Annotated in this window: 26 protein-coding genes; 18 read left to right on the top strand and 8 right to left on the bottom strand. The window is 67.9% G+C overall.

The features are described from left to right. Positions 1–81: 81 nt before the first annotated feature. On the bottom strand, positions 82–1,404 hold the full coding sequence (locus HB370_RS22150; protein WP_030782036.1) for an EVE domain-containing protein: 1,323 nt from the start codon (positions 1,402–1,404) through the stop codon (positions 82–84). A 441-nt stretch (positions 1,405–1,845) separates the two neighbouring features. Between HB370_RS22150 and HB370_RS22155 the strand changes: the two genes are divergently transcribed. The 15 genes from HB370_RS22155 to HB370_RS22225 all read left to right on the top strand — a co-directional run bounded on the left by HB370_RS22155 (position 1,846) and on the right by HB370_RS22225 (position 13,128). Then, positions 1,846–2,283 (top strand): hypothetical protein, encoded by a 438-nt coding sequence (locus HB370_RS22155; RefSeq protein ID WP_030782033.1) that lies wholly within the window; start codon positions 1,846–1,848, stop codon positions 2,281–2,283. Beyond that, the gene (locus tag HB370_RS22160) at positions 2,280–3,245 is read left to right on the top strand and encodes a hypothetical protein (RefSeq protein ID WP_167513015.1); all 966 of its coding nucleotides are present in this window, start codon (positions 2,280–2,282) and stop codon (positions 3,243–3,245) included. Before HB370_RS22155 ends, HB370_RS22160 begins: the two co-directional genes overlap by 4 nt. A gap of 555 nt (positions 3,246–3,800) precedes the next feature. Beyond that, positions 3,801–4,649: a helix-turn-helix transcriptional regulator gene (locus HB370_RS22165; protein WP_078637508.1), complete on the top strand. Its 849-nt coding sequence runs from the start codon at positions 3,801–3,803 to the stop codon at positions 4,647–4,649. A gap of 95 nt (positions 4,650–4,744) precedes the next feature. Then, on the top strand, positions 4,745–5,134 hold the full coding sequence (locus HB370_RS22170) for an ATP-binding protein (protein WP_030782027.1): 390 nt from the start codon (positions 4,745–4,747) through the stop codon (positions 5,132–5,134). A gap of 175 nt (positions 5,135–5,309) precedes the next feature. Continuing rightward, positions 5,310–6,161, top strand: a complete 852-nt coding sequence (locus tag HB370_RS22175) for an RNA polymerase subunit sigma-24 (protein WP_030782024.1) — start codon at positions 5,310–5,312, stop codon at positions 6,159–6,161. Then, on the top strand, positions 6,158–6,979 hold the full coding sequence (locus tag HB370_RS22180; RefSeq protein WP_030782021.1) for a hypothetical protein: 822 nt from the start codon (positions 6,158–6,160) through the stop codon (positions 6,977–6,979). The genes HB370_RS22175 and HB370_RS22180 overlap by 4 nt, the downstream gene beginning before the upstream one ends. Positions 6,980–7,161: 182 nt before the next feature. Further along, the gene (locus HB370_RS22185; protein WP_030782018.1) at positions 7,162–7,509 is read left to right on the top strand and encodes a hypothetical protein; all 348 of its coding nucleotides are present in this window, start codon (positions 7,162–7,164) and stop codon (positions 7,507–7,509) included. Positions 7,510–7,514: 5 nt separating this feature from the next. Beyond that, complete coding sequence (locus HB370_RS22190; RefSeq protein WP_030782015.1) at positions 7,515–8,879, top strand: FtsK/SpoIIIE domain-containing protein; 1,365 nt, start codon at positions 7,515–7,517, stop codon at positions 8,877–8,879. 86 nt (positions 8,880–8,965) lie between these two features. Then, positions 8,966–9,664 carry a DUF2637 domain-containing protein gene (locus HB370_RS22195; protein WP_030782012.1) on the top strand — a complete coding sequence of 233 codons (699 nt, stop codon included), beginning with the start codon at positions 8,966–8,968 and terminating at the stop codon, positions 9,662–9,664. 13 nt (positions 9,665–9,677) lie between these two features. After that, positions 9,678–9,857 carry a mobile element transfer protein gene (locus HB370_RS22200; RefSeq protein ID WP_030734401.1) on the top strand — a complete coding sequence of 60 codons (180 nt, stop codon included), beginning with the start codon at positions 9,678–9,680 and terminating at the stop codon, positions 9,855–9,857. A 14-nt stretch (positions 9,858–9,871) separates the two neighbouring features. Then, the gene (locus HB370_RS22205; protein WP_106980647.1) at positions 9,872–10,027 is read left to right on the top strand and encodes a hypothetical protein; all 156 of its coding nucleotides are present in this window, start codon (positions 9,872–9,874) and stop codon (positions 10,025–10,027) included. A gap of 19 nt (positions 10,028–10,046) precedes the next feature. After that, a complete protein-coding gene (locus HB370_RS22210) occupies positions 10,047–10,346 on the top strand; it encodes a hypothetical protein (RefSeq protein ID WP_030782008.1) in 300 nt (99 codons plus the stop codon). Between the two features lie 91 nt (positions 10,347–10,437). Continuing rightward, positions 10,438–11,784 (top strand): replication initiator, encoded by a 1,347-nt coding sequence (locus HB370_RS22215; protein WP_030782005.1) that lies wholly within the window; start codon positions 10,438–10,440, stop codon positions 11,782–11,784. Beyond that, positions 11,777–11,959 (top strand): helix-turn-helix domain-containing protein, encoded by a 183-nt coding sequence (locus HB370_RS22220; protein ID WP_030782002.1) that lies wholly within the window; start codon positions 11,777–11,779, stop codon positions 11,957–11,959. Before HB370_RS22215 ends, HB370_RS22220 begins: the two co-directional genes overlap by 8 nt. Then, positions 11,959–13,128 carry a site-specific integrase gene (locus HB370_RS22225; RefSeq protein ID WP_030781999.1) on the top strand — a complete coding sequence of 390 codons (1,170 nt, stop codon included), beginning with the start codon at positions 11,959–11,961 and terminating at the stop codon, positions 13,126–13,128. Before HB370_RS22220 ends, HB370_RS22225 begins: the two co-directional genes overlap by 1 nt. 333 nt (positions 13,129–13,461) lie before the next feature. Here the strand turns inward: HB370_RS22225 and HB370_RS22230 are convergent, their stop codons facing one another. From HB370_RS22230 to HB370_RS22240, 3 genes are all read right to left on the bottom strand, one after another. Further along, on the bottom strand, positions 13,462–13,965 hold the full coding sequence (locus HB370_RS22230) for a hypothetical protein (protein ID WP_030781989.1): 504 nt from the start codon (positions 13,963–13,965) through the stop codon (positions 13,462–13,464). A 333-nt stretch (positions 13,966–14,298) separates the two neighbouring features. After that, complete coding sequence (locus HB370_RS22235; protein ID WP_157855561.1) at positions 14,299–15,669, bottom strand: hypothetical protein; 1,371 nt, start codon at positions 15,667–15,669, stop codon at positions 14,299–14,301. Positions 15,670–15,868: 199 nt separating this feature from the next. Beyond that, on the bottom strand, positions 15,869–16,258 hold the full coding sequence (locus HB370_RS22240) for a hypothetical protein (RefSeq protein ID WP_157855560.1): 390 nt from the start codon (positions 16,256–16,258) through the stop codon (positions 15,869–15,871). Between the two features lie 179 nt (positions 16,259–16,437). Between HB370_RS22240 and HB370_RS22245 the strand changes: the two genes are divergently transcribed. Next, a complete protein-coding gene (locus tag HB370_RS22245) occupies positions 16,438–17,892 on the top strand; it encodes a Mur ligase domain-containing protein (RefSeq protein WP_030781980.1) in 1,455 nt (484 codons plus the stop codon). Between the two features lie 11 nt (positions 17,893–17,903). Here the strand turns inward: HB370_RS22245 and murF are convergent, their stop codons facing one another. From murF to HB370_RS22265, 4 genes are all read right to left on the bottom strand, one after another. Further along, positions 17,904–19,277 (bottom strand): UDP-N-acetylmuramoyl-tripeptide--D-alanyl-D-alanine ligase, encoded by a 1,374-nt coding sequence (gene murF, locus HB370_RS22250; RefSeq protein ID WP_030781978.1) that lies wholly within the window; start codon positions 19,275–19,277, stop codon positions 17,904–17,906. 216 nt (positions 19,278–19,493) lie between these two features. Continuing rightward, positions 19,494–19,730 carry a hypothetical protein gene (locus tag HB370_RS22255; protein WP_030781975.1) on the bottom strand — a complete coding sequence of 79 codons (237 nt, stop codon included), beginning with the start codon at positions 19,728–19,730 and terminating at the stop codon, positions 19,494–19,496. Continuing rightward, positions 19,727–20,143 carry a hypothetical protein gene (locus HB370_RS22260; RefSeq protein ID WP_030781972.1) on the bottom strand — a complete coding sequence of 139 codons (417 nt, stop codon included), beginning with the start codon at positions 20,141–20,143 and terminating at the stop codon, positions 19,727–19,729. The genes HB370_RS22255 and HB370_RS22260 overlap by 4 nt, the downstream gene beginning before the upstream one ends. Further along, the gene (locus HB370_RS22265) at positions 20,143–20,556 is read right to left on the bottom strand and encodes a recombinase family protein (protein ID WP_030781969.1); all 414 of its coding nucleotides are present in this window, start codon (positions 20,554–20,556) and stop codon (positions 20,143–20,145) included. Before HB370_RS22265 ends, HB370_RS22260 begins: the two co-directional genes overlap by 1 nt. Positions 20,557–20,675: 119 nt before the next feature. Between HB370_RS22265 and HB370_RS22270 the strand changes: the two genes are divergently transcribed. Further along, positions 20,676–21,719, top strand: coding sequence for a hypothetical protein (locus HB370_RS22270; protein ID WP_030781966.1), 1,044 nt, complete (start codon positions 20,676–20,678; stop codon positions 21,717–21,719). Further along, entirely contained in the window at positions 21,716–22,405 is a 690-nt protein-coding gene (locus HB370_RS22275; RefSeq protein ID WP_030781963.1) for a YdcF family protein, read from the top strand. Before HB370_RS22270 ends, HB370_RS22275 begins: the two co-directional genes overlap by 4 nt. The last annotated feature ends 15 nt before the right edge of the window (positions 22,406–22,420 follow it).

Genomic DNA, 22,420 nt, shown 5'->3' on the forward strand with positions numbered 1-22,420 from the left:
GGTCAAGGTGAGTCCTGCCAGTGCCGGCCGTGCGTGAACACCCCTGTCCGCTGGCTTGACAGCAGTGGATGTCAGGTCTGGTCACCCGAACACCGACTCTTCCTCCCCTGGCCAAGCCAGCGTCACACCGACTCGCTGGCACAAGTCAACCCACCTGGGCTCGGACGGCTCGCGCTCCACCCAGAGAACAGCCGATACTTGTGGTGCTCGCTCACGTAGTTGATCTTGATAGTCGAGGACCTGGCCGAGACCAGCGCGCAACTGGCGGGCCTCGTTTGCTGGCGTCAGAGATTTGACCTCGCACACGGTTAGACGGCCCGCAGTATCCCGCCACGCGAGATCGAAGTCTGGGTCGGACACATCCGGGGACAGTGCGACGTACCCTCGCTGCTGCGCCTCCGCGGCTAGCAGGTTCTGCAGCCTGCGATGTGTTGACAGATTGCGCCCCATTAGGTCGGGGTCTGGTGCGCTGGGCGTAACGGGAACCGGAGCGACAGTCTCATCAGGGGCTACATAGTCCGTTCCGATCTCCACTTCGGGTGCCGTGATGGTGGTTTGAACCGGCACCATGTGAAAACGGATGACCTTACGCAGCTCACCACCGCCGGTGGCTGGTGCCTCGCCCTCCGTGTACGGTTGGTCTTGGTCTAGCGTCCACTCTCCGAGGTAGCGCACTGTTCCCCGTGCCCCGTCAAATAGGCGCAGCCGCTTACCAGTTTGGGCATGCTCCAGGATGGCCTTGTTGCCCCGGGTCATCTTTTGATCACCAGTTTGGCCTTCACCGGTGTAGTGGAAGGTTCCGTCCTCATTCCAGGTGTCGTAGTAGCCATGCTGATGACCTGAGCTCGGCGCAGTGAAGATCAGGATGTTATTGCTGTCGCCACAAGGAGAGATGCCGTTCTGGGTGCTGCCCCCATATTTGGCGTGGAGATCAACTCTACGGATCTCGTCACCGGGAGTGAGCTGCCATTCTGGATCGGTACCCTCTGACACTTCAATGGCCTCGCGTACGGCTTGCCACTCGTCATCGGTCAACCGGTGAGGACTACCGGCAAACGGCTGCCGAAGGATCGTGGCATCGCTCATGCGGGGGTCGTCAACGAGTTGCTGCTTCGGCACCCGGAGATCCAACCACTTGTCCACGACCAACGGCACGTAGTGCCTGGGGCCCGGGTCCTCGGCCCAGTAGCTCAAGTCGGGCTGGCCGTACTCCGCGGCTCCCGTGAAGTGGCCGTACGCGACTACCCCGGCGTTCCTGCCGGCCACCCACAACACAAATTGGTCGCCGGCTGCGACTTCGTTGACGTAGCGGACAACGGTCCATGAGCTCAGGACGTTGCCGGCACGACGATGCCCCTCAAGGTCGAACTTCTTCGGGTTGCAACTCAGAAGCCAGGTAGACACGCGCCCCCCAGGGTGACTCGGTTGGTGGGTGCACTCTAAAGCGCGGCACTGACACGGGCGGCCGGCGGAGCTTCGCAGGCTCCTCTTCCCCTTGACGTCCACGACCCCACCAGAGGGGTTGCTGTCAGTCGTAGGGCGTATCTTGCCCCACCAGGGTCTCAACTCAGTGGCGGTGCGGGGGCAGTGCTAGAAGACTCTTGCGCGGTGGGAGGCGGGCGTCTGCCTGGGAGAGCTAGTCCGACGGACGGGGAGACCGTGGTGAGGGGACTGATCGCCGAAAGGGTCCCCAACCAGATCATCGGCGATTACAGTAGGTATCGATTCGTTGCTGGTGGTGCTGGGGGGACAGTCCATGGAGGGCACTCGTTGATTCCGCCGTTGACCCCTGGGGGGATGCTGCCTGTGGGGCGTCATCCAGCGACTCTGGAGGAGATCCATGACGTGTTCGTCGCCAACGCCCCTCACGCCGGTCACAGACAACGTCTCTACTCCGCGCTTGAACTCTACGTGGGGTTGGTGCGTGACTTGCTTCCCCGGGCCACACTGTGGGTAGACGGAGGATTCTGCACCCACAAGCCGACGCCGCCCAAGGACATCGATCTTGTCCTGTTCGCGTCGAGGAGACTGGTGCAGCACTTCGATCAGGAGGAGTGGACGCGCATGAGCCAGTTGCTGACGCTCCAGAACCTCACCGCACAAGCGCCACCGACCATGGCAGGTCGCATCCAGCCGATGGGGGGCCTCATCGATGCTTTCCTAGCGGAGGAAGGTAATCCGGACGACGTCGCGCTGTGGGATCACAACTGGTCGTTGGTTAGAGGCGACGATGGGAAGATTGTTGAAGGCGAGCGCAAGGGTTACTTGGAGGTGGCGTTGTGAGCACTCACCTTCATGCCTTGTGGCTAAGGGCGATTGAATCCGCCCAGGGCGATAACCCATTTGATCACCTCCGGCGCGCTTCACTGCAAGCGGCGGCGGAGGATTTTGGGCTTTTTGATGAAATTCAAGAAGTTCCCACTGTGACAGTAAGAGAGCCTGTCGCTATCCAAGTGTGGCTTTCTGACTCTCGCGCACGAAATGGCGAAGTTGCTGCCCTTGAAGCTGGTGACTTCTTGAAGCGAATCCAACGTGCGGTGGCGCGACTAGCGAAAGCCCGCCGCGCCAGGCTCGCTGATGTAGTGCGGTTGAGTCAAGTTGACTTCGACGTAGCACGCCTTAACGTGGCATCCGCTTCGGTGGGTTCCTGGGTGGTCGATCTAAAATACCCAGAGATCGACGAAAATTCTCGCCTTCCTGACGCCTCAACATTGTGGGCCGAGATTGGAGTCGTTGAGCTCGTCAGAGCTCTTCCGGAAGATGACACAGATGAGCGGTCGATTGATTCAATCAACGCTGCTTCACCTGTAATTAGGCGTGCCGTGGCGGACCTGATCTCAGATCGCCCCGAGATGCAACCTGGCCTTAGCATTTCTGTGCGCAGAAGGTCGGGGGAGGTCCTGAAATCTACAATAACTCCGCAGCAAGCCTCCTCCTTGAGAGAAAAACTAGCTGTGGTGCGCGAAGAACGAGGCGTCGTGAGATTTCATGGACGCCTGGATGGACTGCGGACTCGGAGGCAGATTTTTTACCTGGAACTCGAGGGCGGGCGCGAGATTCACGGCTACGTGGATGAATCGCTTATGCCTGCCGTGAAGAATAACCTAGACCGAGAGGTTGAGGTGGAACTAGAAACGTTCGTTCTTCGCGCCAGGTCGGGCAAATCATCGCAAAGACAATACCGTCTTATCAGAGTCGGTGAAGAGCAGACACAGCTTCCGGTTGGTATTGAGCTAACCGAATAGCCGGCTTTTGGCGCATGCGTTCTTGGTGCTCAACGGCCGACGACTGCAACCCATCACCCACCCCAGCTCCCATCCCGTACGCCGTCGACCCACACACCGTGGAGCAGGCGTGGTTCCTGGCGTCCAGGTGGAGCGCGCCACTGTACGAACGACCTGGACGCCAGGGGCCGCGTCTGCTCGGCTCTGCCTGGGTCGATGGCGTACGGGATGGGAGCCCCTTCGCCTGCCGCGACGAACCCGCAGTCGGCGACGGCGCCCTCTCCATCCCGGTGCCGGCCGATCCCCCGCCGGAGGCTCTGCTCTGACAGTGACCTGCGCTCGACGGGTGATCGACTCATGGCCACCGGCCCTCCACCAGTGGGCGCGCGTCGGCGTAGCGTGCGCGGAGCGAGCCGAAGGCAGGAGCGCAGCGCGCAGCGGAGCCGGGAGCGCGCCCGGCGGAGCGGAGCGGAGCCGGGGCTTGAACCAGTAGAGAAAGTTTGAATCACGCTCGGCTGGTGGTCGCTGTGTCCGGTCGTACCAGTGCCTGCTGGCTCGTGGTGTAGAACCCTGGACATGGGGAGTGAGCGGCGGGAGCGGATGAAGGCGCTGGGTGCGCGTCTTCGTGTGCTTCGTGGAGAGTCGGGTCTGACGGGTGCCGTGCTGGCGCAACGGGCCGGCGTAGGTCAGCCGACCGTGTCCAAGATCGAGACCGGGCGCATGGTTCCGAGTCGGGATGTGCTCGACCGGCTCCTGGGCGCCCTCGGCGTGGATGAGTCGGTCTCTCGTGAGGTGCGGGAGCTGCTGGCGGGTGTCGTTGCCGCCGAGGACGCCGAGCCGACCGCCGTTGACGTCGCCGAGGGTACGACCGTTGACGAAGAGGTGCGGGCCGCTCAGTCGGTCCGCTCGTTCCAGTGCGTCGTTCTGCCGGCCATGTTGCAGAGCGCGGAGTACGCCCGGCACGTCTTCCAGAGCGCCCCTCGCTCGACGCCCGAGGCTGTCGGTCGGGCCGTCGCTGCCCGTGTGGATCGGCAGAGCGTGTTGTACGAGCCGGGGCGGGAGTCGGTGTTCGTGGTCACCGAGGCCGTGTTGCGGACCTGGCCGGGGAGTCCGGCGCTGATGCTGGCGCAGTTCGACCGGTTGCTGGCGGTGGAGAGTCTGAGCACGGTACGGCTCGGGGTGATTCCCTGGCGCCGGCCGGTGCCGGTGCTGCCGCGGCACGGCTTCACCTTGTGCGACCAGCGGGCGGTCGTGATCGAGACCTTCGACAACGAACGGGTGTCTACCGCCGCCGCTGAAGTGGCCGCCTACGAGGAGACCTTCGAGCGCTTCGAGCGTGCTGCCGTCTTCGGTGATGAGGTGCGGGAGCTGCTGTTGCGGGTGATGAAGGAGTTCCGCGACCTGGGGGACACCCTCATCCCTTAGAGGAATAATTCCTCGGCATGCCTAGAATGCTGCTTGCTGCTGGGAATACTCTGCCGTCACGCTGTCTAGCCCCCTAGACGAACGGAGAGGTTCCCATGCTGACCAAGTGGTGCCGCGTCTTCCCCGGCCTGCCGGAAGAGGTGTCCAATGCCCGTCACTTCGTGGCCTCCCTGCTCGGGGACCGTGGCCCGGTCGATGACGCCGTCCTTGTCGTGAGCGAGCTGGCGACCAACGCCCTGCGGCATACGCGGAGTGGCATGCCTGGTGGGTGGTTCTTGGTGGTCGTCGGCCTTGGCGACGATCTCGTGCGCATCAAGGTGGTCGACCAGGGCGGCGACCGCGTGCCTCACCTGTGCCCCGTCACCAGCCGTGAAGAGGGAGGTCGTGGGCTACGGCTGATCGATGCCTTGGCGAAGAACTGGGGCTACACGATCTTGCCTGACGGGCGCTTCGTCTGGGCCGACCTGGTGCGGGCGAGCGTATGAGGGCACGGAAAGCGGTGCGCTCGCGGGTTCGCATAGTTGGCGGTGAGGTGTGAGCCCGAGAGGTGTCCCCCGGAGGAGATCGCGCTTCTACGTGATCGGTGTGCGTACCGGGCGGCGGCTGCCTCCCATTCCGTCTAGGGCCCTAGACTCCTGGGTACTGCTAGGAGGTGAGGTCATGTCGGACGAGCTCCAACGGATCATGACGATCGATGATCCGTACCTGCTGCTGCGCGAGGTGACGACTCGCTTGGCGGACGCGCAGCAAGAAGTTACCGAGCTGGCCCGCCTTCGTCGCCGAGTGGTGCAGGACCTGCACGCGCAAGGGCTGTCGTACGCGCAGATCGCCGCGAAGGCCGGCCTGAGCCGCGGGCGGATCCACCAGATCCGGCACACCGGCCCGGCGCCCGAAGGGGCCTTCCTCGGCCGGGGCGCTGTCACCGTCGCCACACCGTTGCGGCGGGACGACGAACGCGGCCGGACCGTCGTCGCCGTGGACGACGTCAGTTCCGGCAAGAGGCTCGAAGACCTGGCACGGTCGTACGGGCTCGACGTCGCCTCGGAGCATGTGCCGGTGACCGGCGAGATCGACCTCAACCGGGACGGCCTGATCGTGGTCTGCGGCCCCCGCATGTCCCAGGCCATGTGGGACACCTACGCCCAGGACCCAGTTCTCCACTGGGAGCGTGCGGAAGACGGGCCCTGGACCGTGGTGGACCGGCAGACCGGCACCGTGTACCGCTCGGGGCAGGACAGCGACCCGGCCCGGCCGTACGACGTCGGCTACCTCGGCCGGCTGCCACGACCGGACGGCAACGGATCGCTGCTCGCGATCGCCGGTATCCACACGCAAGGCTCCCTAGGTGTCGTGCAGCTCCTCGCCAACGACCTGAACGTGATGTGGGGCCAGGTCGGCGACCGCCGGTTCTCCACCCTGGTGGGTGTCGAGTACGACCCCGAGACCAGCGAACCGCAGTCCGTGGAACTGCTCTGCCCCCTGTACCGACACGACGAGGAGACGGCGGCGTGAGGGTCGACCTCGCCACGCTCCCCGCCGACCCGGAACGAGAGAACGAGGACTTCGCCGCCGCCGCTCCCGGCGCGGCCGTGCTCCTCGACGGCGCCGGCGTCGGTGGTGCCGAGACCGGGTGCACACACGGTGTCGCCTGGTTCTCCGGGACGCTGGGCGGCCTGCTGCTCCAAGCCATCACCGCGTCCCCCGCCCGGCCGCTCACCGAGTGCCTGGCCGACTCGATCGGCCGCGTCCGCTCGCTGCACGGCGACAGCTGTGACCTGACGTACCGGGCCAGTCCCACCAGTACGGTCGTCGCCGCACGGATCAACGGGGAAAGGCTGGAGTACCTCGTCCTCGGCGATTCCTCGTTGCTCCTGGAGGCGAAGGACGGTAGTGCGACCGTCGTCACCGACCGGCGCCTGGACGAAGTCGGCAAGCGACTGCGCGGGCCGATTGACGCGCTGCCTACCGGCTCGCCCGAGCATTCCGCTGCGCTCGCCGACTACCGGGAGGCTCTGACCGGTCTGCGCAACCGGCCGGGAGGCTTCTGGATCGCCGGCCCCGACCCGCAGGCGGCCGAATATGCGCTGACCGGCACGGTGGCGCTTGACTCGCTGTCCACCGTGACGCTTTTGAGTGACGGTGCGACCCGGCTCGTCGATCGCTTCCAACGCGCCGACTGGGCGCAGTACTTGGAGGTGCTCGCTTGCTCCGGTCCGGACGAACTGATCCGCCGTGTCCGAGAGACCGAGAAGAGCGACCCCGACGGCCGGCGCTGGCCGCGAGGTAAGGCGCACGACGACGCGACCGTCCTCCACTGGGCCGTTCGGTAGCCCTCTCGCGCGGTTTCGCGGCCACCCCGTATACCCCCCTAGACAGTTGATGGGTCGTCGGCTACCTTCACTGTCAACCCCCCTAGACAGTTGGGGCGGTCGCCCCCGTTGCTGTCTAGGGGGCTATTCAAGCTGCTCGGCGCCGATCTCAGGGCGCCCGAAGACCCCGTGAGGTACTGACAGTGCGTGTGATCCCCGTAGACACCTCCGCCGCGACGCTGCTCGTCACCAAGCTCCCTGAGGTCAAGGTCAGGGACCGTCAGACCGGCGAGGTCGCCGTGGACCCGGTGACCAACCAGCGGCTCATGACGCTGGAGCTGGTGTTCATCGCGGCCGGCGGCTCGGACATGATCAAGGTGACCATTCCCGAAGAGGGGATCGGAGACGGCCTGGTCATGGGCGCGCCGGTCATCCTGTCGGGTCTGGTCGCCCGGCCGTGGGAGAGCGAGTTCGGCGGGCGTAGCCGTCACGGCATCGCCTACCGGGCCGACGCGGTCATGGTCAACGCTCCGGTCGCGGCACAGGGTTGATCGCCATGACTGACGTCGCCTGGGTGCTGCTGCTGGTCCTGCTCCTCGCGGTCGCGCTGCTGGTGGTCCGTCGGCGGATGCCGGTGGTGTTCTGGTGGCTGGTCGGGTATCCGGTCGTCGCGTTGCGGGTGCTGCTGTCGTACCGGGCGACGATGGACGCGTGCGGCCTGACGGTCCCGGCTTCCGCTGTCCGGGTCGCCACGGCCCGGGTGATCGGGCGGCAGGCGGCACCCGTGCCGCCACGGCGGTCCTTCCCCCGGCCCAACGCATCCGGACTCGTCATGCGGCTGCGCATGGCGACCGGGCAGGCGCCCGAGGACTTCACCGCCTCCGCCGACCGACTGCGCCATGCCTGGGGCGCCCACGCCGTCCACGTACGCCCCACGAAACCGGGCTGGCTCGAACTGCGGCTGGTCGGCTGGGACGTGCTCGCCGACGTACGGCCTGCCCGGCGTCAGGCCTCGGCCGAACCGCTTTGCCTGCCGCTGGCGCTGCGAGAGGACGGCGACTGGCACGTACGCGACTTCCGCACCGTGCCGCACGAACTGATCCTCGGCGCCACGCAGTCCGGCAAGTCTGTCTACCTGCGCAACCTGCTGTGCGGCCTGGCCCGGCAACGGGTCGTCCTCGTCGGGATCGACTGCAAGTGGGGTGTAGAACTCGCGCCGTTCGCGCCCCGGTTGTCAGCGCTGGCCGACGACCCGGATCGGGCGCACGACCTCCTCGACGCGCTGCTGGAAGAGATGGAGGACCGGTTTCGGCTGATCGGGCTCAGTGGTGCCGATCCGGACGCTGTTCTCACCTCGGATGTCTGGGGGCTGCCGGACGCCGTACGGCCAGTCCCGGTAGTGCTGGTCGTTGATGAGGTGGCGGAACTCTTCCTAGCCGCGAACAGGGACGACGAGAAGCGGCGTGACGCGATGGTCACCAAGCTCATCCGCCTCGCCCAGCTCGGCCGCGCGGCCGGCATCTACCTCGAAGTCTGCGGGCAGCGCTTCGGCTCGGAACTCGGCAAGGGAGCCACCATGCTGCGGGCCCAACTGACCGGCCGCGTCTGCCACCGCGTCAACGACGAAGCCTCGGCGAACATGGCCCTGGCCGACATCTCTCCCGAAGCAGCGCTGGCCGCCACATCCATTCCTGCCGACCGGCCCGGCGTCGCGGTCGTCGGCGACTCGTCCGGCGGCTGGTCCCGCGTCCGCTCTCCTCTTCTCTCGCTCGAAGATGCGGCGGCCATCTGCCGCGGCACCTCGGCGCTGGTCCCTGAACTGCCCCGGCTGGACCGCTTCCGGCCCGCCGTCGCCGTCGCATCGGCCGGGCCGTCCCCCTCGACCGGCGCCACGCCCACCGCGCGCCCGGTGACCGAGTAGCCCCCTCCCTTCCCTACGGCCGGCGTGACCGCCTCACGCCATCTCCCTACCCCTCCCATGCCCGAAACAGGAAGGAACCGGAGCTGATGCGTGCCCACCTGGCCCGCGTGGACGCCGTCGTTGTCCAGGCCGTCATCGCGGGCGCCCTGTCCTTCTCCCACTTGCACGACCTCGCCGCAGCGGCCGGACAGGGCGGATGGAAGGCGTGGGCCTATCCCGTCAGCGTCGACCTGTTGCTGGTCGCCTCCTGGCGCCGGATGCGCCAGTTGCAGCGAACGGGGCAGGCGGCGGGTAGTCCGCGGCTGTGGTTCCTGGTGGCCCTTGCCGCCTCCCTCGGTGCCAACGTCGCCACCGCCGGACTCCTCGACCTGGACCACGTTCCCGCCTCGCTCCGCGTGGTGGTCGCAGGCTGGCCCGCCGTCGCCTTCTTCGGCGGCACTCTGCTGGCCCACACACCGCCCGGCCGGGAATCTCCGGGGCTCCCAGACTCGCCGACGGCTACTCCGCACGAGCAATGGGACCCTGCTCCGGCTGCTGTCGACGGTCTGGAGCCGGAAGAACTGCCGGCCCCAACCCCCGCTCCCACCCCCGCTGAACCGGAAGCCGTCCCGGCTCCGCCTCCGCCCGGTCCCGCCGTCGCCCTCCCACCCGCCCTTATCCAGCGCGCCCGGGCACTGGCCGACGAACAGCGCTCGACCACCGGCCGCCCCGCCGACCCCGACGCCGTCCGCGCCCGGCTCGGCCTTCCCCCGTCCATGACCGCCTCCGTCGCCGCCCACCTGTGAGAGGAGCACCGCCATGAACCGCCGCTTCCGCAACGTCCGCCGTATCGGCCCCGTGAACGTCGCCTCCTACATCGACCGCGGCAGGCATCGCCACCTGGCTGCCTGCACCGCACCCCGCTGCGACTTCTCGGCCGAGTACGACTCCCGCGCCGCCGCCGAACTCGCCGCCCGCACCCACCGCTGCTCGGCCTGACAGGAGATCACCGCATGCGCGTCCCGCTCTGGCTCGCCCTGCTCTGCGTCGCGGTCCTGGGCGTCAAGCTCATCCGCCCGCCCTGGTGGCTCGTCGCCGTGCTCCTCCTCGGCGGCTACCTGCTGACCGACAGCCTGCTGGCCCCCGTCATCGACTCCCTCCTCAAGTGACCCGTAAGGAGCCCTGCTCATGATCCGGCCGAAGATCCCCACCATGCCGCAACCGACCGTCCCGGTCGCCGCGCCCGCCACTGTCGTGGAGCCGACCGCAGTCACTCCGGCCAAGCCGTCGACGTCCGTTCCTCCGGTGCCGGCCCGCCCGACCATCCAGTTGACGCCCGGCACGGCGCTCGCCCTCGTCGGTGGTGGGACCGCCGTGGTCCTGGTCGTGGGTGCCGTCCTCGTCTCCATGCTGCTCGCCGTCACCGTGACCGCGACATCGGTCGCCGTGTGCGCCGTCGTTCTCCGCTCTCTCCTCACCCGCCGCTGAACCAACGACTCCTTTCGTCTGCCCTGGCTGTCTAGTCCCCTAGACAGTCAGGGCGGCGCCCAACACCCGCACCTCAAGGAGGAACCTGCACATGCGCCCACCGGCTCCCCTTGGAGCCATCCGTCACCTGGCCGCCCTCGCCCGGCACGGCGACCTCGGCTCCTACGCCCGGCAGATCCAGCGCCTCGGCGGCTGCGAGCGGCCCGTACGAATGGAGGGTCACCGGCTCGACGTCCACGCGACCACCGGTGAAATCGTCCGGGAGATCACCGACCGCGACCTTCCGGCCGGGCAGCTCCTCATCCGCTGCAACAACCGTCGCGCCACCCGGTGTGCCACCTGCGCGGAGACGTACCGCAAAGACACCTTCCACCTCGTCACGGCCGGTCTGAACGGCGGCAAGGGCATCGGTCCGGCGGTCGCCCGGCACCCCCGCGTCTTCGCCACCTTCACCGCGCCGTCCTTTGGTCCGGTCCACAACCGCCCGGCCGGCGGCCGGTGCCGCTGCGGACGTACGCACACCGAGGACGACCCCGCTCTGGGCACGCCGCTCGACCCGGAGCGCTACGACTACCGGGCGGCCGTCCTTTGGAACGCACACGCCGGTGCCCTCTGGGGCCGGTTCACCACGTACCTGCGCCAGCAGATCGCCTCCCGCGCGGGCCTCACCCGCTCCGCGTCGCGTGACTGCGTCCGGGTCTCGTACGCCAAGGTCGCCGAGTACCAGCGGCGCGGCGCCGTCCACTTCCACGCCGTCATCCGCTTCGACGGCCCGGGAGGCGCGGAGGACGACCCGCCGGCCTGGGCCACGACCGAACTCCTCACCGACGCGATCCGCTCCGCCGCCCACCTCGCCGAGACACCCGGCCCGGTCATCGACGGCCGCGCCTTCGCCTTCCGCTTCGGCGACCAGCTCGACATCCGCCCCATCCGCTCGGCGGACTTCGCGGGCACCTCGGAGCTGTCCAGCCGGGCCGTCGCCGCCTACATCGCCAAGTACGCCACCAAGGGAGCCGAAACGGCCGGCACGCTCGACCGCCCCGTCCGCAACCCCATCACCGACCTGATCGGCTCCGGCGTCACCGACCACGCCCGCCGGATGATCCTCACCTGCTGGCACCTCGGCGCGCTCCCCGCACTCGAAGCGCTGCGCCTGCGCAAGTGGGCCCACATGCTCGGCTTCCGCGGCCACTTCTCCACCAAGTCCCGCACCTACTCCGTCACCCTCGGCGCCCTCCGCCAGGAACGCGCCGACCACAACGAAGCCTTGGCCCGCGCCCGTGCGGCAGAAGCGGGTCACCCCTTGCCCGACCCGGACACCGTCCTGGTCATCACCCACTGGCGCTTCGCCGGCACGGGTCTCACCGCTGCCGAATCCCTCTTCGCGTCCTCGCGCTCCACTGCCCTCGCCATGCAAGGAGAACCCGACCATGCGTGATGACGAACTGCTCACCGTCACCGAGGTGATGGCCCGCCTCAGGGTCGGCCGGTCCACGGTGTACGACCTGATCCGTACGCGGCGACTGCCCTCGGTCACCATCGGCCGATGCCGACGCATCCCTGCATCGGCCCTGGGCGACTTCATCGCCGGACAGATGGAGCGTGCGGCCTGATGACCAAGCGTCGGAGCCGTGGTGACGGCGGCCTGCACTGGGACGAGAAGCGGCAACGGTGGATCGCCACGGCGAGCCTGGGCTTCGATCCGAGCGGCAAGCGGATCGTCAAGCGGGGGAGTGGCAAGACGAAGACCGAGGCGAAGAACAAGCTCAAGGAGGTGTTGCGGGACCACGAGGACGGTCTGGCTATCGCGCCCACCAACTACACGGTCAAGGACGCGGTCACGGACTGGCTCGCGTACGGCCTGGTGGGCGTCGACACCAGTACGGCCAAGACCTGCGCGATCCTGTGCCGCACCCACGTCATCCCGTCGCTCGGCGCGCGCAAGCTCCGCGACCTGAGCGCGGAGGACGTGGACCGCTGGCTGGCCGCCAAAGCGAAGGCGCTGAGCACGCGCACCCTCCAGTCGATCCACTCGTGCCTGAACCGCTCGGTCAAGCGGGCCATGGCCCGGGACAAGGTGAAGCGGAACGTCGTCGAGCTCTGCTCGGTCCCGCAGGGGCAGGAAGGGCGCCCCTCCAAGGCGCTCACCTTCGCCCAGGCCGAGGCCGTGCTCAAGGGTGCCGAGGGGACCTCGATGTACGCGTACATCGTCGTCGCCCTGCTGACCGGCGCACGCACCGAGGAACTGCGGGCCCTCACCTGGGACCACGTCTTCCTGAAGGGCAAGCCGGACGCCGACCCGCCACAGCCTCCGCACATCGCGGTATGGCGCTCCGTCCGGCGGGGCGGGGACACCAAGACCCGGAAGTCCCGGCGCACCCTCGCTCTGCCGGCGCGCTGCGTCGATGCCCTCTGGCAGCAGTTCGAGGACCAGGGCTGGGACCGGCTCGCCGCCGGCGACAAGTGGGAGGAACACGGCCTCGTCTTCTCCTCGGCCGTGGGCAAGCCGCTCGACGCTGCCAACGTCCGCCGCGCCTTCCGCCAGGCGCTGAAGGGCATCGACGGGATCGACCCCGACGAGTGGACCCCGAGGGAACTGCGGCACAGCTTCGTGTCCCTGCTCTCCGACCAGGGCGTGCCGCTGGAGGAGATCTCCCGGCTCGTCGGGCACTCGGGCACGGCCGTGACCGAGGAGGTCTACCGGAAGCAGATCCGGCCCGTGATCCAGACCGGCGCCGTGGTCATGGACGGGATCTTCGGCACCGACCCGCGACGCTCGTAGACACTCGGAAATCGATAGTCACGCAGATAGACACGCAGCAAAGTCAGAGGGCCCTCACCGAATCGGTAAGGGCCCTCTGACCTGTTACTTGGCTGTCGGGGTGGCGGGATTTGAACCCACGACCTCTTCGTCCCGAACGAAGGTCCCGCAGGCTGCCTACCTGCAAGCGATGACGTTTGCGCAGGTCAGCGCGTCGGTCTCGGCCGGTTTAGGAGGGTCCGGCAGGGGCTCTGGGAGAACATCTTCTCCCAGATTTCTCCCAACGTGCCGAGCTGTCGTGGTGCCGTGGCGCTGGCGTTGTGTTTTACGGAAGCACATTCGCGCCACGGTGGCTCAGGAACTGAGGCTCCTGCGGCGGACACGGAACGTGTACGTGGTGCCGTTCGCGTCCGTGTGGTGTCCCCAGCCGCCGGTGACCGCCAGGTCCCACCCGCGTTGCTCTCGCATCTGCGCGGCGAAGGTGCGACGGTCCTTGACGGAACATCCGCAGGCGAGGCGTAGGTCAATGCTCACGTACTGGCTGCGGGGATTTTGCTCCCGGTCCGCCATGCTCCAGACGACGTCGTGGGTGTGGTCGGCAAGGCCGGACCGCTCCTCGTCGTGGATGATGCCGTGGGCCCGCGCGAACTCGTCCAGGTCGTCGATGGCGAAGAGGTCGCTTCGCCACTGTCCGGGCCAGACGGCGAAGAGGCGTGACTTTCCGGCGACGGCCCGTTGATAGGCATCGAGCCCTGCGCCCTGCGTGACCCGGCCGTCCTCGTGGACTTCGATGTAGCACGTGGTGTCCAGCGTGTACGGGAAATCTTTCCCGGCGGCGGCAGCACTTCTTGGTTCCATGGCCCCCCATCCCGCGGTGATCGTGAGGCCACGCTAGGGCATGGCCCGGCACGGCGCTGCAGTCTCCCCGAGTTTTTCCCAGCGGGTGGCAACCCGCTAGACGGCGCACATCTACTGTCGGTCTTGATGGCCGCACGAGCAGGCAGCGCACCCACAGGATGTCCAAGGTGTGCCCACGCCTGGCCGCACCATGCTGCGGCCAGGCGTGGGCACACCTTGGACATGCACCCGGAGAGAGACGCAGTCGTGCGCGCGCGTGATGTGGGAGCCGTGATCGGGCTGGGCGCCCGCCTGCAGGAGAGGCGCCGTCGCAAGCGCGCACGTGTGAGGTCGTCAGGAGGTGAGGTTCTTACGGCAAGGGGTGGTCGGCCAATCGGCTCGTGCGGTGACGAGCTTGCTGTGCATGACTCGCAGCTTGTCCAGGCCGCCTGACAGCGTCTCGATGAGTTCAGCCAGTTCATCCGGTCCGAGCGGATCGGTCCAGATGTCCTCCGCGAACTCGACTACGACGTGTGGCATGCGGCGCTTCTCCGAAATGTCCGATTCTGGGATCACGGCCAACTGCGGCTCCAACACTCGCCAAGGTGTGGCTGGCTCATTGCTGTCGGACAGGGGGACGTGCACTCCGACGCCGTGGTCCTGATGCCAGATGTCCGCCGGGTGGGTCGGCGACAGGATCTCGCTGCTGTGGTCGTTTCGGCAGAAGGTGGGGCAGGTGACGGTGCGCTGAGCGCCGTCGACCCGGTTGATGTACGTCCACGTTCGACCGTGCTGGACAATCGGGCTGCGGTTGGCGACATGCCTGCGGGCACAGTCGAGGATGTGGTTTGAGGACGCTTCTGCTGGGACGAGGATGTGCATGTCGTTGCCCAGTCGGCAGACTTCGATGTGGCGGCGGTCGGTCTCACGGATGAGACGGAGGCCGTGCTCGGCCAGGTATGCGGCCAGTCCCTCGTCGATCAGCGCCGGTTCCAGCACTCCGGCCGACGGGGGAGGGGCACTGCTGTCAGACCGGGCGGACCGTCCAGCCGAGCGATTGGCCACACGCTCGGGGATGGCTTCGCGGACGTAGGTGAGGATTTCAGGCAGCTCAGCCCCAGGCGGAAGGAGAAGGGTGTCGCCGCCACCCTGACTGAGTTCCATGAGGAGGGGACTATCCAGCCAGGCGGCGTTTGGTCCGTTAGCGACGAGCACCGAGATATTGTGCTCGGCCAGTAGCCTGCCTAGATCAGTTGCCGGATCGCTCGCGGCCTGGCGGAGACGTTCGTTTTGCAGGGCAACGAGTTGATCGGCCAGTTGGCCAAGGTGCTCGGTGAACCGTGACAGCCGGGAGCGGACTTCACGTACGGCGGCCGGCGACTTCAACTCAAGCAGCTCAGCACCGAGATCCACGATGACTTCGTCTTCGGCCGGGTGACCAGGCTCGCTGTCCCAGCGAGTGAGGCGGGCGGCGAGTTCGATGCGGTCCCCCGACCGGTCGGAGAGGATGAGTGGCTCCGGTCCGGCACGGTGCACACCGGAATCATGACTAGCGGGATCGCATTCCAGTCCGATAGCGCTGAAGGCGTCGCAGGCGATGGGGTGGGTGGGCACGAGTACCAGCGCGGCTTGAACACTGGGCGACACGCAGGTCGTGCGCGTCTTGGTGTCGGCGTCCGGTCGTGCAGGAGCTACCGGGAGGGGGGTGGTTGCGCGGGCGCTCATGGTCCAACTCCTTGCAGGGGAAGTGGCGATCCGTGACTGTCCGGGAGTCTGGAGCTCTGCTCGACTCTCTGTGTTCGGTGGGACGACGGCGACAACGTCCGTGGATTAGGCCATAAAGGTGATTTCGGGCCGCGGGTTGATGCGTGGTAATGCCCGACATGCTGGAGCGGCCGGAGGGTGCGGGCGTGGACGTGCCGCCCTAGTCGCGTCGTGGTTGCAAGAGAGCTAGTCGAAGGAGTGCCTGGGCGTACTGCTCGGCGGACATGTTGGCGACCGTTGCGCTTTTCGTCAGGATGTGGTGCTCCGTCGGGTCCAAGCGGATGAGAATGCTGCGGGCTGGGCCGATCCCAAGAAGGCTGGGCGTGTACGGGCGGTTCAGGTGGACCGTGAGCAGGTCGGCGAGGAGTTCTGGGATGGGTGGGCGTGGCTTCTCGCCTCGCCGTATCCATCGGCTGACCCGTGACCGATCAGCAGCGACGCCATGGTGGCCCCGTTCCTGGGCCAAGGCGTTGATCCGTCGGGCGGTCTCGCTGTTGTTCCAGCCCGCCTCGGCGAGGGCCAGCGCGAGCGCGTAGTTCGGGGCCCTCATCTGGTGCTCTCCGAACACCACGGTCCTGCGTGAGCCCGGGGGCCGTGTTGCGAACGCATCCGCAACGTCGCAGGTCGTAGACGGTCCGAGGGGCCTGGCGGGACTGTTGCCGTGCGCCCGGCAACGCGGGCGCGCTGGTTGTCAGAGGCGGCGGTCGTCGCCTCGGAGGAGGCTGTTTCATGGCAGAAACCGCAGTCCCCACGATCACACCGGATCTGTCGGCCGGCGGGCCGGTCGACCTGAGCCGGGTGCACTTCATCGGCGTCGGAGGCACCGGCATGCTCCCGGTGGCACGGGTGTGCGCCGAGCGGGGGTTCACCGTGTCGGGCAGCGATGTCCGGGTCACGGAGGCCCTGAAGGCGCTGGCTCGTCTCAACGTGCGGGTGCACACGGGCCACGCGGCCGAGCACGTCCCGGCTGACGCGACCGCGGTCGTGTTCACGCACGCGATCGGACCGGACAACCCGGAGATCCGTGCGGCGCGAGCGCTCGGCGTGCCGGTCGTGCACCGGTCGACGGTCCTGAACGCGTTGATGGCCGCACAGCCCAAGAAGGTCGCCGTGATGGGGACGCACGGCAAGTCGAGCACCGCGGGCATGCTCGCCTTCGCCCTCGCGCGCCTCGGGCAGGAACCGTCGTACGCGGTCGGAGCGGACCTCGACGTGCCGGGCAGCGGCGGTCACGCCGGGCAGGGCTCTTTCTTCGTCGCGGAGGTCGACGAGTCGGACCGCTCGCACGTCGGTATGAACATGGACGTGGCCGTGATCACTAACATCGGCTACGACCATCCCGAGGTCTACGACGACGAGGAGCAGGTCGTCGACGTCTTCGAGAGCGGCCTCGCGCTGGGTCTGCGCGAAGGCGGCACGGCTGTGGTCGGCATCGATTCGTCGGGCGGTCTGGGACTCGCCTCCCGCCTGACCGCGGCCGAGAACGGACCGGGGGTGGTGACGTTCGGCTTCTCTACGTCTGCGGACTGGCGGCTGACCGAGGTGTCCACCAAGGGCCGGGGCAGCAGTGCGGTGCTCGTCGGACCGGGAGGGGCGGAGTACGCGCTCGACCTGCGCACCGTAGGCGGGCACCAACTGCTGAACGCCGCTGCCGCCGTCATCACGCTGCACGTGCTGGGCCAGGACTGCGGCCAGGCGGTGGAGCAGCTGCGGTACTTCGACGGTGTGGTGCGTCGCATGACGCCTGCTTTCGAGGCGGGCGGCGTCCGGGTGTACGACTCCTACGCCCACCACCCTGACGAGGTGCGCGCGGACCTCGCCGCCGCGCGTTCGGTGGCCAGGGAGCAGGGGCGGGTGATCACGGTGTTCCAGCCGTCCGGTCCCACCCGGCTGACGGTCTTCGGCCGGAGGTTCGGGGAGGCCCTGGCGGACAGTGACGAAGTGGTGGTCACTGGCAGCGCCCAGCGTTTCGCCGTGGCCGGGCTGGAGACGCTGTCCACCTGCATCGACGCCGCGGGTGGCACGTGCCGGCACGTGGAGCCCGACCGGGCCGAGGCCGCCGTCCTCGCGGCGTCGCTGGCCCGGCCCGGTGACGTGGTCGTGCTGATGGGGCCTGGTGACATCGCCGAGGCGGGCCAGGTACTGCGGTCCGCGCTCGGCGACACCGTCGGTACGGCTGTCTGAGCGCCCCGGGGTCAGGGGTTCAGTTGTAGCAGCGCGTCGGCGAGCTGCTGCAGCTGGACCCCGCGACTCGCCTTGACCAGGACGACGTCCCCGGCGCGGAGGATCCTGTGGAGCAGTTCGAGGGCAGCGTCCTGGTCGGGCAGGTGCACGGCCCTTCCACCGACGCCGCCGGCACCCTGCTGCATCCATCCGGCTTCGTCTCCTCCCACCAGGATGATGTGATCGAGCCCCAGCCCGGCCGCGTACCGGCCGATCTCCTCGTGCGCGCTGCGGGCGTCGTCGCCCAGCTCGTTCATCCGGCCGAGTACGGCGACGGAACGCTGGTCCTGGCCGCGGGTCATGGCTGCCAGGGCGTCCAGGGAGTGGCGCATCGAGTGCGGGTTGGCGTTGTAGGCGTCGTTGATGATCGTGACTCCGTCCGGCCTGGTGGTGGTCTCCATCCGCCAGCGGGAACGGGGCAGGGCTTCGGACAGACGGGCGGCGGTCTGCTCTACGTCGAGGCGGGCTTCCCGGGCGACGGCGGCGGCAGCGAGGCTGTTGTGGACCTGAACGTCGCCGACAAACTGGAGCCGTACGCCGGCTCGTCCTTCCGGGGTGACGAGGGTGTAGGAGGCGCGGCCCTGGCCGTCGATCTCGACGCCGGTGGCACGGATGGTCGCGTCCTCGGCGAGGCCGTAGGTGACGACGCGGGCCTGGGTGCGATTGCGCATCACGTCCACGAAGTCGTCGTCGGCATTGAGAACGGCGAGCCCGCCCGGCTGGACCGCTTCCACGATCTCCCCCTTGGCCTCCGCGATGTTCTCGCGGCCCCCGAACTCGCCGACATGAGCGGTACCGACGTTCGTGACGACGCTGATGTCCGGCGGTGCGATCCGGGTGAGGTCGCGGATGTCGCCGATGTGGCGTGCGCCCATCTCCAGTACGAGGTAGTCGGTGTGCCTGTCGGCCATGGTGATGGTCAGCGGGAGGCCGATCTCGTTGTTGAAGGACTGCGGAGTGGATACGACGTTGCCCGGCAGCACTTGAGCGATCAGGTCCTTCGTGCTGGTCTTGCCGGCCGAGCCGGTGATGGCCACCACCTTTGCCGCGGCGAGCCCGTCGTGCAGCAGGAAGTGCCCGAGTCGGCCGAGCGCCCGCAGGACGTCGTCCACGACGATCGCGGGGACACCGACCGGCCGGGTGACGAGCGCGGCGGTGGCCCCCTTGTTGATGGCGGCCTCGGCGTAGGCGTGGCCGTCGGTGTGCTCTCCCTCAAGGGCGAGGAACAGTGACCCGGTGGTGGCCTCACGTGAGTCGAACACCGCGGGCTGGGTGACCTGGGCTTCGGGATCGAGGACGTCGGCGAGGCGACCACCGACGACGTTGGCGATCCTGTTCAGAGGCATGGGTTGCAACGTGTTCTCCCTGCTCAGGTGGTGGATTGTGACGCTACCGGGTGGGCGGTAGCGGTCGGTGTAACGCCGCGATGGACGCGGCGGCGCGGAACGGAGCGAGATACCTCGGCCGCCGAAGGAGTCCCTGAAGCGACCCGTCGGCGGCGCGTGCTTCGGAGGTGCGGCTGGGTTTGCCTGCCGAAGCGCGCCAGTGCGAGTGTCCGGCTATCAGGGCCTCCACCACGCCCGCCACGGCCGAGTGATGATCTCCCGGTAGGTGTGGTGTGAGGGATTACGGCCACCGTGCTCGAACACCCAGCCCTGCGGTTCGGCGAAGTCGGTACTGGTCGGAGAGCTCTCGTCGCAGACCCCGCACTGCATCGCGTAGGTGATGGGCGCGGCGTCCGGCTCCCGGTCGGGCTGGAGGGTCCACTCCTTGTGGCACACGACCGCTCGGGGACTCACCGGTACACCTTCCTCACGGCTGCGCTGACGTACGGGTGCCGCAGCGCGGCCCGGAGGGCGTCGGCATCGGTGAGGGTGTCGTCGTAGGGCAGCTCGTACCAGCCGCCGAACCAGTCGTCGATCTGTTCCAGGCTGGGCGCGACGAGCCACGTGTCGCTGGAGAGATGCCGTACCGGCAGACCCTCCCAGGTGTCGGCGGTGCCGGTTCCGATCGCGTAGTAGAGGCGATCGTTGGGGCCGTCGTACAGCACCGGTCCGATCTTCACCCCGCTGGTCCGCAGGTGTGCCAGGGCCGGCAGCCCGATGTCTGCCGGGGTACGCAGCACGTCCCAGCCATCGCCGACCCGCAGCAGCCGCAGGGCGGGCACGTCGGCGACCATGGGAGCGTACCTCAGGGCGTCGCGTACGGACATCAGGCGCCTCCTGGGTGATGATGCGGCTTTGCGTGTCCGGAACGCGTCGGGAGCGCCGACATCCCGGTGGAGCGGATCACGATCAGGCGGGTGCCCTTCTCCGCTATCTGCCGCATCCGTTCGGGGACGAGCCGCTTCGGGCCGAGGTGGCTGAGGGCCGGGACCACGGCGCTGTAGGTGTCGGGCAGTTCGAGCGCGTCCAGCAAGCCGACGAAGGCGGGGGAGTGGGCGGCCATCGCCGCTTGGCGGTCTGTGAAGACGCCGCACAGTGTCAGTTCGTGCTGTCGGCAGTATTCGGCGAGGCAGTCGACGAGAGCGGCGTGGCGGGCCGGGCCGCCGGCCGCGTAGCGCAGGTAGCCGAAGACCTTCGGGAAGGCGACGGGGCGTTGTTCCGTGATGACTTCGTCGTCCATGGTCACAGCGTCGGCTTCCGCGAACGGCCGCGAAATGACCTGCTGTTGCACTTCCGTTGCACTTTGCGCCCCTTGCGGTCACAGAGAGTGCTTCCATACATGACGGAGGGAGGTCATCCGTGGTCAGTGTGCAGCAGTGGACCGGCCGGGAAGCGAGTGCCCTGCGCGCCGCGCTGCGCATGAGCACGCGCGCCTTCGCCGAGCATCTAGGTGTCGCGCTGCGTACGGTCGCCAAGTGGGAGAGCCTCGGAACGGAGACCCAGCCCCGACCGGACACGCAGGCCATTCTGGACACCGCGCTCGCCCGTGCGGACGCCGCCGCCCAGGCCCGGTTCGAGAACTTCCTCTATCCCGACCGCAAGAGCACGCGGCCGGCGGACTACGAGACGTGGACCGAGGACATCGAGCGCGCCGTCGTCTGCATCAGCCGCCAGAACTTCCCCTTCGCCACCACCCTCTTGAACCGTTGGCTGGGACGCCTTGACCCACACCAGCTCGATCACAAGGGCCTCTACCTCTACGGCCGTTCCCTCGTGCTGCTGGGTGATGTGCAGCGCGACCAGGGAGCGATCCTCGGCCCGCTGTCCGCCCGGCACTCCTACCTGACCGCCCGAGGAATGTTCACGGAGCTGGACATCCCGCGCCGCGTCGCCCAGATCGAGCTTTCGCTCGCGGTCGTCCAGGAAATGTCGGGCCGGCTTCAGCCCTCCGCCCGTCAGTACGAAGTCCTCGCCGATGACGAGCGTCTCAGCCTCCGCGACCGGGCCAGGGCCCGGCTCTGGGTGGGTACGGCCCTCAGCAAGGACGGCGACAACGAGTACGCGACCCGGGTCATGACGGCCGCGACCCGCGCCTTCGAGGACCTGGGCGAGCCGGAGGACTGGTCGGTCGCCCACCAGAAGCTGGCCCTGGCCCACCGCGGAGCCGGTGACCTGACCCAGGCCCTGCACCACATCGACATCGCACGCACCACCGGCACGGTCGACTCCCCGATGCAGCGCGTACGGCTGGACACCGCCTACGGGCACATCCTTCTGTCCGACGCGGCGACCCGGAATGATGGGCTGTCCGTCCTCGATCAGGCGGCGCAGGTGGCCCGGCAGTACGGGCTGAGCCACCAGCTGCGCAGCATCGAGGGCATCCGGAAGGGCCAGCAGGGATGAGTCAGGGAGTGCCAGTGCCGCAGCACGAGCAGCGCCAGATCACCGACGAGCAGTTCCACGACGCGACGCTGATCTGGAACTACCACCAGATGGGCCACGAACAGCGGCCCTGCTCGGCGGCGATCGGCCTGGGAAGCCACGATCTCGGAGTGGCGACCACGGCCGTCGATCTCTACCGCGCCGGCCTGTTCCCGGTCCTGGTCTTCAGCGGCGGCAACAGCCCCACGACCCGTGCCCGCTTCCCACGCGGCGAAGCCGTCCACTACCGCGAGCACGCGCTGAACCTGGGTGTGCCGGACGAGGCGATCCTGGTCGAGCCGAAGGCCGCGAACACCGGGCAGAACATCACCTTCTCGCGGGAGCTGCTGGCCGAGGCCGGCATCGCGGTCGAGTCGCTGCTGCTGATCTCCAAGCCGTACATGGAGCGGCGCTCGTACGCCACCTGCCGCAAGCTCTGGCCCGAGGTGGAGGTCGTGTGCGCTTCCGAGCCGCTGGAGCTGGACGACTACATCAAGTCCATCGGTGACGAGAAGCTGGTTGTGGACATGCTTGTCGGCGATCTGCAACGGGTGATCGAGTACCCGAAGCTCGGCTTCGCCGTCGAGCAGGAGGTACCGGGGGATGTGTATGACGCCTACGAACGCCTCCTCGGCGCCGGCTTCGACAGCCGCCTCATCAGTACCTGAACTGCTGGGTGTCGG

The sequence above is a fragment of the Streptomyces sp. DSM 40868 genome (assembly GCF_011820545.1).
Lineage (GTDB): Bacteria > Actinomycetota > Actinomycetes > Streptomycetales > Streptomycetaceae > Streptomyces > Streptomyces eurythermus.